The 11862-nt window shown below is 48.4% G+C and carries 12 protein-coding genes and 1 riboswitch; of the genes, 5 read left to right on the forward strand and 7 right to left on the reverse strand.

What is annotated here, in order from left to right:
* Positions 1-34: 34 nt before the first annotated feature.
* Genes CLC91_RS13455 through CLC91_RS13480 form a run of 6 tightly spaced genes read right to left on the reverse strand, consistent with a single transcriptional unit; the run spans position 35 to position 6744 of the window.
* Positions 35-691 carry a CoA transferase subunit B gene (locus tag CLC91_RS13455; RefSeq protein ID WP_095499420.1) on the reverse strand — a complete coding sequence of 219 codons (657 nt, stop codon included), beginning with the start codon at positions 689-691 and terminating at the stop codon, positions 35-37.
* A gap of 5 nt (positions 692-696) precedes the next feature.
* Entirely contained in the window at positions 697-1398 is a 702-nt protein-coding gene (locus CLC91_RS13460) for a CoA transferase subunit A (RefSeq protein WP_095500554.1), read from the reverse strand.
* Between the two features lie 22 nt (positions 1399-1420).
* The gene (locus CLC91_RS13465) at positions 1421-2323 is read right to left on the reverse strand and encodes a hydroxymethylglutaryl-CoA lyase (protein ID WP_095500555.1); all 903 of its coding nucleotides are present in this window, start codon (positions 2321-2323) and stop codon (positions 1421-1423) included.
* Positions 2320-4332 (reverse strand): acetyl/propionyl/methylcrotonyl-CoA carboxylase subunit alpha, encoded by a 2013-nt coding sequence (locus CLC91_RS13470; protein WP_095499423.1) that lies wholly within the window; start codon positions 4330-4332, stop codon positions 2320-2322. Before CLC91_RS13470 ends, CLC91_RS13465 begins: the two co-directional genes overlap by 4 nt.
* Position 4333: 1 nt before the next feature.
* Positions 4334-5134, reverse strand: coding sequence for an enoyl-CoA hydratase-related protein (locus CLC91_RS13475; protein WP_095499424.1), 801 nt, complete (start codon positions 5132-5134; stop codon positions 4334-4336).
* 2 nt (positions 5135-5136) lie between these two features.
* On the reverse strand, positions 5137-6744 hold the full coding sequence (locus CLC91_RS13480; RefSeq protein ID WP_095499425.1) for a carboxyl transferase domain-containing protein: 1608 nt from the start codon (positions 6742-6744) through the stop codon (positions 5137-5139).
* 150 nt (positions 6745-6894) lie between these two features.
* Here CLC91_RS13480 and CLC91_RS13485 point away from each other — a divergent pair, with 150 nt between their 5' ends.
* A complete protein-coding gene (locus CLC91_RS13485; protein WP_095499426.1) occupies positions 6895-7542 on the forward strand; it encodes a glutathione S-transferase family protein in 648 nt (215 codons plus the stop codon).
* An 8-nt stretch (positions 7543-7550) separates the two neighbouring features.
* Here the strand turns inward: CLC91_RS13485 and CLC91_RS13490 are convergent, their stop codons facing one another.
* The gene (locus tag CLC91_RS13490) at positions 7551-9188 is read right to left on the reverse strand and encodes an electron transfer flavoprotein-ubiquinone oxidoreductase (protein WP_095499427.1); all 1638 of its coding nucleotides are present in this window, start codon (positions 9186-9188) and stop codon (positions 7551-7553) included.
* Between the two features lie 213 nt (positions 9189-9401).
* Positions 9402-9538: riboswitch (molybdenum cofactor riboswitch) on the forward strand.
* Here CLC91_RS13490 and moaA point away from each other — a divergent pair.
* From moaA to moaD, 4 genes are all read left to right on the forward strand, one after another.
* Positions 9526-10509, forward strand: a complete 984-nt coding sequence (moaA, locus tag CLC91_RS13495) for a GTP 3',8-cyclase MoaA (protein ID WP_095499428.1) — start codon at positions 9526-9528, stop codon at positions 10507-10509. (Overlaps the previous riboswitch by 13 nt.)
* A gap of 101 nt (positions 10510-10610) precedes the next feature.
* Positions 10611-11135, forward strand: a complete 525-nt coding sequence (gene moaB, locus CLC91_RS13500; RefSeq protein WP_095499429.1) for a molybdenum cofactor biosynthesis protein B — start codon at positions 10611-10613, stop codon at positions 11133-11135.
* Positions 11135-11611 (forward strand): cyclic pyranopterin monophosphate synthase MoaC, encoded by a 477-nt coding sequence (gene moaC / locus CLC91_RS13505; protein ID WP_095499430.1) that lies wholly within the window; start codon positions 11135-11137, stop codon positions 11609-11611. Before moaB ends, moaC begins: the two co-directional genes overlap by 1 nt.
* A 1-nt stretch (position 11612) precedes the next feature.
* Entirely contained in the window at positions 11613-11861 is a 249-nt protein-coding gene (gene moaD, locus CLC91_RS13510; RefSeq protein WP_095499431.1) for a molybdopterin synthase sulfur carrier subunit, read from the forward strand.
* Position 11862 lies beyond the last annotated feature (1 nt).

Raw genomic sequence — 11862 nt, forward strand, 5'->3', positions numbered from 1 at the left:
GCTTAATGGCGGTTTTTTTATACCTTATCAACCTCTAGAAAGCCATTTCCGGCACATGATCAGGTACTACGAGTTGCGCTTCTGTTTTCGCGATGATTTCTTCAACACTCACACCCGGCGCTCGCTCCACTAAATGAAACGCCCCTTCTTTAATTTCAAGATAAGCTAGGTCAGTAACCACTTTCTTAATACAGCCTGCACCGGTTAGAGGCAAAGTACACTGCGGCAGTATTTTTGAGTTACCCTTTTTATCCGCATGCATCATGGTGACAATGATGTTATCTGCACCAGCAACCAGATCCATTGCACCGCCCATGCCTTTAATGAGCTTTCCAGGTATCATCCACGAGGCAATATTGCCCTGTACATCCACTTCAAACGCACCTAACACGGTAAGGTCAACGTGACCTCCGCGGATCATGGCGAAACTCTCTGCGCTTGAAAAGAATGAGGCCCCCGTAACTGCCGTTACCGTTTGCTTGCCTGCATTGATTAAGTCCGGGTCTAACGTTTCCTCTGTCGGAAATTCACCCATGCCAAGCAAACCATTTTCAGACTGCAGCATCACTTCCATTCCCTCTGGAATGTAGTTGGCCACCAGTGTTGGAATACCAATGCCCAGATTTACGTAGTAACCGTCTTGCAGCTCCTGCGCCACCCGTTGCGCCAACTGTTCTCTTGATAATGCCATGTCTGTTACCCTGCCTTAATCGTGCGTTGCTCAATGCGTTTTTCAAACTGACCTTGGATCACTCGGTCAACGTAAATACCAGGCGTATGAATGTGGTTTGGATCCAACTCACCCGCAGCGACAATTTCTTCCACTTCCACCACAGTGACTTTTCCTGCTGTTGCCATCATGGGGTTAAAATTGGCAGCGGTATGACGAAATACTAGATTACCCATGGTATCGGCTTTCCAAGCCTTTACTAAGGCAAAATCCGCGCTAAGCGAAGGTTCGAGTACATAGTTACGACCATCAATTGTGCGAGTCTCTTTACCCTCAGCAACCGGAGTACCAAAGCCGGTTGCTGTGAAAAATGCGGGAATACCCGCGCCACCCGCTCGAATTTTCTCAGCAAGTGTTCCTTGAGGCGTCAAAATCACTTCCAGCTCACCGGATAGCATTTGTCGCTCAAATTCGGCATTTTCGCCGACGTAGGATGCAATCATGGTTTTAATTTGTCGATTTTGAAGCAATAGCCCCAATCCGAAATCATCAACGCCCGCATTATTTGAGATTGCGGTTAACCCTTTAATGGGCATTTGCGTCATGGTGTTAATAAGCCCTTCAGGAATACCGCATAACCCAAACCCGCCAACCATGATAGTCATGTCACTGCTGAGTCCTGCCAATGCTTCCTGATAATTGTTCACCACTTTATTTAAACCGGCCATTATCATTTCCTATTTTTTGTTGTTATTTGTTCGTCTTAGCCAACACTGCTTGGGCGACTTTGGAGCCATTTGAGCGGCCTAACGTTTTACAAATGCTGTCACCAGCTTTCGCCACCGCCAACAAATCGATGCCGGTTTGGTAGCCCTGTCCGTGCAACATGTAAAGCAAGTCTTCGGTAGCAAGGTTGCCACTGGCGCCCGCCGCGTATGGACACCCACCTAACCCGGCGACCGCTGAGTCAAAGCAGCGTATGCCCAAAGGCAAACAGGCATTGATATTGGCAAGGGCTTGTCCATAGGTATCGTGAAAGTGCAACGCAAGCGCCTCTACCGGCACCTGCTTGGCAACCGCGCTTACCATGGCGGCCGCCTTGTCCGGAGTACCCACGCCTATGGTGTCTCCAAGCGATATTTGATAGCAGCCTAGCTGATATAGCTGCGCCGCAACTCGAGCCACAGCTTCCAGCTCGACCTCACCTTCGTAAGGGCAGCCCAAGACACAAGATACGTATCCTCGAACGGGTAAATTGTGCTGCTTAGCTAAAGCCATTACCTCGCTGAACCTCTGAATGGATTCATCGATGCTGCAGTTGATGTTTTTTTGTGAAAAGCTCTCTGACGCGGAGGCAAAAATGGCCACTTCCGACGCTTTGGCATCAATGGCTGCTTGTAACCCCTTTAAATTAGGAGTGAGCGCCATGTAGTCAACCCCGTCAACCCGACATAACTGTTGAAACAGTGCGCCACTGTCCGCCATTTGCGGAACCCACTTAGGTGAAACAAAACTGCCCACTTCAATGTTTTTTATTCCGGCATCAACTAAAGACTCCACAAGCTCTTGTTTGGCCGCTAGCGGAACCGGCACTTCATTTTGCAGTCCATCTCGCGCGCCAACCTCAACTATGCGTACCTCGTTATTGGTCACGACTCACTCTCCTGCTCATAATCAACAGCAACCAATTGGGTGCCATCGTTTACCATATCGCCGACATTGCAATAGTACGCATTCACCACGCCCTCTCGTGCCGCAGTTATCGTATATTCCATCTTCATCGCTTCCATAATGACTAAACCATCACCGGCGGCAACCCGTTCTCCTGGAGCGCTCAGCAAGGTGACAATGGTTCCGTTCATCGGGGCGTTAAGGTGTTCATCGAAGCCGTCATCACCTCCTAGCGCGTCCCGATTGGGTTCGCAGAAGGTGAACGTCTGGTTGCCAACAAACAGCTGCAATTGGCCGTTCTTATAAAAAGCATCTGCTTTTACTTGGAAGCCGTCGATTTCACCCTGTAACTGATGTTGCTTAAGGGAGCCCGTTACCTGTACAACGCCGTCTTCAAGCACTAACTGCCATCCATCGTCCCTTTGAGTGAGTTGCAACCTATGCGTCTTGTTATCACTATCCACTACGGTTAACCACTGAGTCGCGGCATCGTTAAGCTGCCAACCCGTCAAACCTGACCAAGGAGAGTCCGAATCCTGTCCTTGCGCACTCATCGCTCTCGTTTGTTGTTGCTGCTTTAACGAAAAATATAACGCCGCCAATGGTAGCCCTAAGCTTTGATTCGCAATAGCGCAGCCGGCAAGCGTTGGCAGACCGTGCTCTTCGATAAAGGCGGTGGTCAGCTCTACCTCTGCAAAGCTCGGATGCTCAATAATTTCAGCTAGAAAGCTCAGGTTATTTGCCAAGCCACCAATTCGATATTGCTGCAACGCTTGACGCATACGAGCCAGAGCTTGGGGCCTGTCGGCACCGCTGGTAATTAATTTGGCAATCATAGGATCGTAAAATCGACTGATTTCATCCCCTTGTCGAACACCGGTATCCAGGCGAACATGCTCACTGGTGGTAGGCTCTACAAGAAGCTCGATGGTTCCAGTGCAAGGGAGAAACTCATGCTTTGGATCTTCAGCGTATACTCGAACTTCAATAGCGTGGCCGTTACAGCGAATTTGCGATTGTTGCAGCGGCAGAGTCTGTCCATTGGCGACTCTCAATTGCCACTCTACTAAATCTTGGCCGGAAGTCATTTCGGTGACCGGATGCTCCACCTGCAAGCGCGTATTCATTTCCATGAAATAGAATTCACCCCGACTGTCCAGCAGAAACTCCACCGTTCCCGCACCCCGGTAGTCAATGGCTAACGCAGCTTTAACCGCGGCTTCGCCCATGGCCTTGCGCAGTTCTGCTGATAGTCCCGGCGCAGGGGCTTCCTCGACCACCTTTTGATGCCTGCGCTGAATAGAGCAGTCTCGATCGCCTAAATAGACGGCATTACCAAAATTATCCGCAAATACTTGCACCTCAACGTGTCGAGGCTGCTTAATGAAGGCTTCCAGCAATAAGGTATCGTCACCAAAGCTTTGCATCGCTTCTCGTCGTGCGGCACTGATGCCATCGCTTAACTGAGCCGCATCATTGACCAGCCGCATGCCTTTACCGCCGCCTCCTAAAGCGGCCTTAACCATTAATGGGTAACCAATACCCGTTGCTTGCTCAAGCAAAACATCATCGCTTTGATCAGCACCATGGTATCCCGGAACCAAAGGAACGCCGGCATCGGCCATAATCGCTTTCGCCGCCGACTTACTGCCCATTAATTCTATGGATTTAGCACTGGGGCCAATAAATTGTATACCCGCTTGTTCGCAGGCCCGCGCAAACCCTGCATGCTCCGATAAAAAGCCATAGCCGGGATGAATGGCTTCAACGCCGCAGCGCTGTGCGCAGTCAATAATGGTTTGATATTGCAAATACGATTCACTGCTAGGGGCTGGGCCTATGCAAAAGGCTTCATCGGCCATGGCTACATGCTTGGCGCTTCGGTCCGCCTCCGAGAATACGGCTACCGTTGCAATTCCCATAGCGTTAGCCGTTTTAATGACCCGACAGGCAATCTCTCCGCGGTTGGCAATCAATATCTTAGAAAACATGCTAACACTCCTTGTTAGAGGTGAGTTCACCCCAGTTAGCTTGGCGACGCTCAAAAAATGCATTTAAGCCCATTTGACCTTCAGCGGATACTCGCGCACGGGCTATGGTTTCGGCGGTACGCAAAATTAGCCTATCGTCGAGCGGCTTGGTTTCTACGTCTTGCAGCAGAAGCTTAGTGGTGTGCATGGCCTGAGGGCCGTTGTTAATAAACGCATTTATAAAAGGCTTGGCTGCTTGCTCTAAGTCGTCATCAATCAGGTGAACCAACCCCAGCTCTAAAGCCATTTGGGCGTCGAACAGCTCTGCTGTTAGCATATAGCGCCGCGCAGCTCGCATTCCCATAGCGCGCACCACATAAGGACTAATAACCGCCGGAACAATGCCTAGTTTGACTTCGCTAAGGCAGAATTTGGCTTGAGAATTCGCAATCGCGACATCGCAACATGCTATCAAACCTAACGCACCACCGTAGGCAGGTCCTTGAACTAAGGCCAAAGTTGGTCTAGGAAAGCGGTCCAGCGCTTTCATCAATTGAGCGAGTTGCATCGAATCCGCCAAGTTCTCAGATTGACTCATCGCGGCTTGGCTTCGCATCCAATTTAAGTCGGCGCCAGAACTAAAACATTTGCCTTTAGCGCGCAAAACCAGTGCCTTACAGGTTTGAACTTGAACGTCATTTAACGCCTCAAGCAATTCAGAAATGGTGTTTGCATCAAACGCGTTGTGGGTCGCTTGCTTGGAGAGTACAAGCTCAACTAGGTTATCGTCACGCCAGCAAACTTCAATATCTTTATAAGCCATGATTACATCCTAAATACGCCAAATTGAGTGTCTTCAATCGGCGCATTCAAAGCTGCCGATAGCGCCAAGCCAACAACGCTTCTCGTCTGAGCCGGATCGATAACGCCGTCATCCCAAAGCCGAGCGCTGGCATAATATGGGTGACCTTCTTTTTCATACTGTTCGATGATGGTTTTTTTGAAAGCCTGTTGCTCTTCCAAGGTCCATTCAATGCCTTTGCGAGCATAACCATCGGCCTTAACCTGAGCTAACACATTGGCGGCTTGCTCGCCTCCCATAACGGAAACGCGGGCGTTAGGCCACATCCACATCATGGTTGGGTCGTACGCTCGACCGCACATTCCATAGTTTCCTGCTCCATAACTGCCACCAATGATGACAGTGAACTTAGGCACTTTAGCGCACGCCACTGCCGTTACCATTTTAGCTCCGTGCTTGGCGATGCCCTCATGCTCGTATTTTTGTCCGACCATAAATCCAGTGATGTTTTGCAAAAATAACAATGGAATATTGCGTTGGCAGCACAGCTCTATAAAGTGCGCGCCTTTTTGAGCGCTTTCGGAGAATAAAATGCCGTTATTAGCGACGATACCGATGGGGTATCCGTGTAAATTTGCGAACCCGGTTACTAACGTAGTGCCGTAGTGTTGTTTGAATTCATCGAACTGAGAATCATCAACGATGCGAGCGATAACTTCCTTAACGTCAAAAGGCTTTTTCAAATCGGTACCAACAATCCCATACAACTCCTGCGCATCAAACTTAGGCTCTTTGCTCGGAATTACTGGGATATTGGGTTGCTTGCTCTTATTCAGTCGAGCAATGCAACGGCGGGCAATGTGCAGCGCGTGTTCGTCGTTATCGGCATAATGATCTGCAACCCCTGATATTTTCGTATGCACGTCAGCACCGCCTAACGCTTCGGCGGAGACCTCTTCACCGGTCGCCGCTTTTACTAAAGGAGGTCCTGCTAGAAAAATACAGCCCTGCTCTTTAACGATAATCGATTCATCGCACATGGCCGGAACATAAGCCCCACCAGCGGTACAAAGGCCCATAACCACAGCTATTTGGGGGATGCCCATCGCAGACATGCGCGCCTGATTGAAGAAGATACGGCCAAAGTGGTCTTTGTCAGGAAAAACCTCATCCTGTCTCGGTAAGTTTGCACCACCAGAATCCACTAAGTAAATACAGGGTAAATGGCATTTCTGTGCAATTTCTTGAGCTCTAAGATGTTTTTTTACCGTCAATGGATAATAGGTACCGCCTTTTACCGTGGCATCATTGACCACAATCATGCATTCAACACCGCTCACACGACCAATACCGGCGATGACACCGGCGGCGGGCACCGCTTCATCATAAACCTCGTGAGCGGCAAATTGACCGATTTCTAAAAACGGCGAGCCGGGATCAATGAGCTCCGCTAATCGCTGTCGGGGTAACAGCTTACCTTTGCTTAGATGTCTCGCTTGGGCGGCTTCACCACCCCCTTGACAAATTTGAGCAACCGTAGCTTTCAATTGATTCACCACTAATTGCATATGCTCTTGTTTTTCTTGAAATTCTGGCGAGCTAGGTCGCACCTGACTGTTGAGTACGCTCAAACCAATACCTCTGAGTCTGTATTTTCATTATTTTTTTGATACGCATCACACTAACGGAAGTTTACGTAAAGGTAAAGCAGGCGCGAGTAATTGACGCGACAGCTCGTCGAAAAATAGTCTATGATGAGGAGGAATGGAGAGGATAACCCTATGCAACTGCTGTTTTGCCCCGAGGACATGCACTCGCAAAAAGTGCTGATAGCTTTGTATGAAAAGCTCGCTCAATTTGACAGCCAAGCTGTTGATATTCACGACCCAAGCGACATGCGTTTTCTTGCTCAAATCGATCCCTTTGCCAGCGTTCCATTATTGCAATTAAAACCAAACACTGTGGTGGCTCAAGCGACCATTATTATTGAGTTTTTAGATGAAGAGTTGCAGCAAGGCAGTCAATTAATTCCTCACGAGCCTAACCTTGCTAGAGAAGTGCGCTACCTTGACAGCATCATCCAGCAACATTTGTATGAGCCATTGCTGGAGCTAAAACGACAGCATCAACTCAAATTGCCACAGCAAAACCGCAGCACCATTCAGCAGTGCGAACACGCCATCAATTCCTGCCTTAGCGTTTTAGAGAACAGATTTGAAGCTAATTATTGGTCGGTTGCAGATGGCTTCAGCTTGGCCGATTGTACCCTCATACCAGCGCTGAGTTTAGCATGCAGCGTGTACCCTTTTAGTCACATGCATCAACTGAATCGGTACTGGCAACAAGTGAAGTTTCGCGGCTCTTATCAATTGCTGCAACAGCAGCTAAATGACATGAAGGGGTTCGAAAACCCCTTCATCGCCAGTTAGGTCCGTTACTACATATTGCTGTAGTTGGGGCCGCTTCCTCCCTCAGGCGTTACCCAAGTAATGTTCTGACTTGGATCCTTAATGTCACAGGTTTTGCAGTGAATGCAATTTTGACTGTTAATGACCAGTTGAGACTCACCGTTGTTTTCAACAATTTCGTAAACCCCCGCAGGGCAATACCGTTGCGCTGGCTCATCGAATTTCGCCAAATTGACGACAATGGGTATTTCGTTGTCCGCGAGTTTTAGATGATTAGGCTGATCTTCTTCGTGATAGGCGTTGGTTAAGTACACCGACGATAGCTTATCGAAACTCACTTTGCCATCGTACTTTGGGTAGTTAATGGGCTGAGCTTCAGAAGCGGTGAGCATGTTCGCGTGATCCGCCGAGTCATCCTTTAAGGTTAAGGGTAACTTGCCGCCAAACCAGTTTTGTTCCACGTAATTGAACGCACCGCCAAGTTTGGTTCCAAATTTATGTAAAGCGGCACCAAAATTTCGTGAGCGATACAATTCATCAAACAACCAACTGCTTTCGAACGCTTGCTGGTAGTCGAGGGGTGACTGGCTATCTTGCAAGGTCTTAAAAATACTTTCCGCTGCAATCATGCCACTTTTCATGGCCGTGTGGCTGCCTTTAATTTTCGAGAAGTTTAGCGTGCCGGCATTACAACCCACTAAGACACCACCTGGGAACTGCAATTGAGGCAAGGAGCTCAAGCCGCCTTTTGCGATAGCACGAGCGCCGTAACTGAGTCGCTCGCCGCCCTCTAGCACGGATTTTATCAAAGCGTGGCTTTTAAAGCGTTGAAACTCATCATAAGGGCTGACATGAGGATTGCGATAATTTAGATCTACGATTAAGCCCATCACAACTTGATTGTTTTCAATGTGATACAAATAGCCTCCACCAGATGCTTCACCTTCCAGTGGCCAACCGCCGGTATGAACGACCTTACCCAATTCGTGGTGAGCGCTATCAATGCTCCAAATCTCTTTGAATCCCAGACCATAGTGCTGCGGCATTTTTCCTTTATCGAGTTCAAATTGGGCGATTAATTGCTTGCCAAGATGGCCTCGACAGCCTTCTGCAAATACCGTTTGTTTTGCCAGTAATTCCATTCCAGCCATGAATCCGTCTTTTTCAGTGCCATCAGCGGCGATGCCCATATCGCCGGTTAGAATGCCGCGAACATGGCCGTGCTCATCTAACAGCAGCTCGCTGGCGGTAAACCCCGGAAAGATTTCGACACCAAGGGCTTCAGCTTGCTCCGCTAGCCAGCGACAAACGTTACCTAAACTAACAATGTAATTACCGTGGTTATGCATGGTTTTTGGAACCAGGCTATTACTAAATTTGGTGGCGTTGGTTTGAGAGTTGAGCAAATAGATTTCATCGCGAGTAACTTGAGTCGTTATCGGGGCCGATAGCTCCTGCCAGTTGGGAATGAGCTCATCCAGCGCTTTGGTTTCGAATACAGCCCCGGATAAAATGTGAGCCCCAACCTCAGAGCCTTTTTCAACAACACAAACGGACAGTTCTGTTTTTTGTTGTTGGGCTAATTGCATTAACCGAATCGCAGTTGATAAGCCGGAAGGACCTGCTCCGACAACAACAACATCAAACTCCATCGATTCCCTTTCCATGACCTTCTACCTCTTTTATACCCTGCTTTTACAGGTGTTCTATTTTTGTCGCTATACCATACCTGATTTCGCTGATTGTTACACTAAAGCAACAAGCGCCGACGACAAACAACGTCAAAACTGAAAAACCGTTTAAACGGTTTGGAACTGTGGGACGTATCAAAAATCAAAACAATTACCGCTGGTTCTAATTTAGCATTTCGCTATAATGAAACTATGACAGCTCTCCGAGCCTGCCCACCTAAGTCGACTCGATACGGTTCGCAGGCCGTGGCAACTAGCCACCAGGGATAGACAAGAAATGGTCTTTCCTCCCGGATAAATTGGAAAGGTGAACATGTCGCAACAACTACAAGATGGCTTTGGTCGTCGATTCCATTATCTTCGGTTATCCATTACCGACGTATGCAACTTTCGTTGCAGCTACTGCCTACCTGATGGCTACCGGCCAGAAGGTAAGTCAAAATTCCTCAGCTTTGACGAATTGCAGCGGGTGATGACCGCCTTTGCCAGCCTAGGTACGGAAAAAATTCGTATCACGGGTGGCGAGCCAACCATGCGCAGAGACTTCCTTGATATCGTTAAAGCGGCCGCCGCAACGCCGGGTATTAAAACGGTAGCGACAACCACAAACGGCTATCGTTTGAGCCAGAATGCACAACAATGGCGTGATGCAGGGTTAACCCAAATAAATATTTCGGTGGACAGTTTAGATCCGCGACAGTTTTACCAAATCACTGGTGAAAACAAATTAGATTCCATTATTCAAGGAATCGATGCCGCCCTTGCTGCCGGTTTTGAGCGCATCAAGCTCAACGCCGTATTACTGAAAGATCTGAATCACGATCAGTTGCCTCACTTTATTAATTGGATAAAGAGGCGACCCATTGATATTCGCTTTATTGAGCTCATGGAAACGGGATTGGGCAAAAGCTACTTTGAAAAACACCACATCAGTGGTGACGTTCTCAAACAGCAATTATTAGAACTTGGTTGGACGTTAGATCCAAGAGAAAAAACCGCAGGGCCCGCGGACAACTACTCACATCCAGAATACCAAGGCCGTATCGGCCTAATTATGCCCTACTCTGATGATTTTTGTGCCACCTGTAATCGACTAAGAGTGTCGGCTAAGGGGCAACTGCATTTATGCTTATTTACCGAGCACGGGATCGATTTACGGGATTTACTGCAAGACGATTTGCAGCAGCCACAGTTGATTCAACGTCTCGAAAATGCTTTGCAAACTAAGAAAGCAACCCATGACTTGCACTCAGGTGTGACTGGCGTTCGCCAGCATCTTGCCTCTATCGGCGGTTAGTAAATGGGATCTAATTAGCAGAATTTGATTTCTCTATACTTATAATTGACACGTTCTGTGCAGGAACAACTGCACCTTACCAGAAACCATAAGGACGACTGATGGCTCATTTATCTCAAGCCAATTTTGTACCGTTAAACATTGCCGTACTTACTCTATCGGACACCCGTACCCTAGAAACCGACAAATCCGGCCAGTTTTTGGTGGACTCATTACAGGCGGCGGGACATAAGCTCGCTGATCGTAAAATCATAAAAGACGACAAGTACGATATTCGTGCGGTACTGTCTCAATGGATAGCGTCCAACAACATTCAAGTAGTAATCACTACCGGCGGTACTGGTTTCACCCTTAGAGACAGCACTCCTGAAGCTGTCGCCCCTTTATTCGACAAGCAAATTGAAGGTTTTGGCGAACTGTTCCGCCACATTACCTTCACCGAATTAGGCACTTCTACGGTTCAATCCCGAGCCATCGGCGGAATGGCCAACGGCACTGCAGTATTCTGTCTGCCTGGGTCAACCGGTGCCTGCCGCACTGGCTGGAACAAGATTCTGGTTGAGCAGCTCGACTCCACCCACAAACCATGCAACTTTGTCACTCATCTGAAAACGGTAGCGGAATAATGGAACAAGCATTTACCCATTTAAATGCCGACGGCAATGCACACATGGTTGACGTTACCGAAAAGTCGGTAACCGAACGAGTAGCCATCGCCGAAGCGTCCATTACCATGTCGGCGCAAACCTTAGCCATGATAATGGAAGGCAGCCATCATAAAGGTGATGTGTTCGCAACCGCTCGCATCGCAGGTATTCAGGCCGCCAAGAAAACATCGGATTTAATTCCCTTATGTCATCCGTTGATGTTGACTAAAGTTGAAGTGGATTTATATCCAGACGTAGAAAACAACTCAGTTCGCATTGAAAGCCTATGCAAGCTATCGGGCAAGACCGGTGTTGAAATGGAAGCCTTAACTGCTGCATCAGTAGCGGCGCTTACCATCTACGACATGTGTAAGGCCGTTCAAAAAGATATGGTGATTGGTCCGGTTCGATTATTAGAAAAACGTGGCGGAAAATCCGGCCACTTTAAGGTGTAACATGATTAAGGTTTTATTTTTTGCGCAAGTTCGTGAGCGTTTAGGGCAAGCCAGCGTCGAAGTGGACGCTAGCCAAGTAAGCACCACGGAAGACCTGCGCCAACACTTGGCGAGCCAAAGTGAAAAATGGCAACTAGTTCTCGCTAACGATCAGTTGCTCGTGGCAGTAAATCAAGCGATTAGCAATTGGCAGAGCCCGGTTGCAGATGGTGACGAAGTGGCTTTCTTCCCGCCGGTGACCGGAGGTTAAT

The organism is Paraferrimonas haliotis, assembly GCF_002282895.1.
In the GTDB taxonomy this organism is placed as follows: Bacteria; Pseudomonadota; Gammaproteobacteria; order Enterobacterales; family Shewanellaceae; genus Paraferrimonas; species Paraferrimonas haliotis.

What these genes read in the sequence shown, in the direction of transcription:
- CLC91_RS13490 (WP_095499427.1), bottom strand. Translation starts at nt 9,188, where the DNA reads ATGGAAAGGGAATCGATGGAGTTTGATGTTGTTGTTGTCGGAGCAGGT.
- CLC91_RS13485 (WP_095499426.1), top strand. Translation starts at nt 6,895, where the DNA reads ATGCAACTGCTGTTTTGCCCCGAGGACATGCACTCGCAAAAAGTGCTG.
- CLC91_RS13460 (WP_095500554.1), bottom strand. Translation starts at nt 1,398, where the DNA reads ATGGCCGGTTTAAATAAAGTGGTGAACAATTATCAGGAAGCATTGGCA.
- CLC91_RS13475 (WP_095499424.1), bottom strand. Translation starts at nt 5,134, where the DNA reads ATGGCTTATAAAGATATTGAAGTTTGCTGGCGTGACGATAACCTAGTT.
- moaA (WP_095499428.1), top strand. Translation starts at nt 9,526, where the DNA reads ATGTCGCAACAACTACAAGATGGCTTTGGTCGTCGATTCCATTATCTT.
- CLC91_RS13455 (WP_095499420.1), bottom strand. Translation starts at nt 691, where the DNA reads ATGGCATTATCAAGAGAACAGTTGGCGCAACGGGTGGCGCAGGAGCTG.
- moaB (WP_095499429.1), top strand. Translation starts at nt 10,611, where the DNA reads ATGGCTCATTTATCTCAAGCCAATTTTGTACCGTTAAACATTGCCGTA.
- moaC (WP_095499430.1), top strand. Translation starts at nt 11,135, where the DNA reads ATGGAACAAGCATTTACCCATTTAAATGCCGACGGCAATGCACACATG.
- moaD (WP_095499431.1), top strand. Translation starts at nt 11,613, where the DNA reads ATGATTAAGGTTTTATTTTTTGCGCAAGTTCGTGAGCGTTTAGGGCAA.
- CLC91_RS13470 (WP_095499423.1), bottom strand. Translation starts at nt 4,332, where the DNA reads ATGTTTTCTAAGATATTGATTGCCAACCGCGGAGAGATTGCCTGTCGG.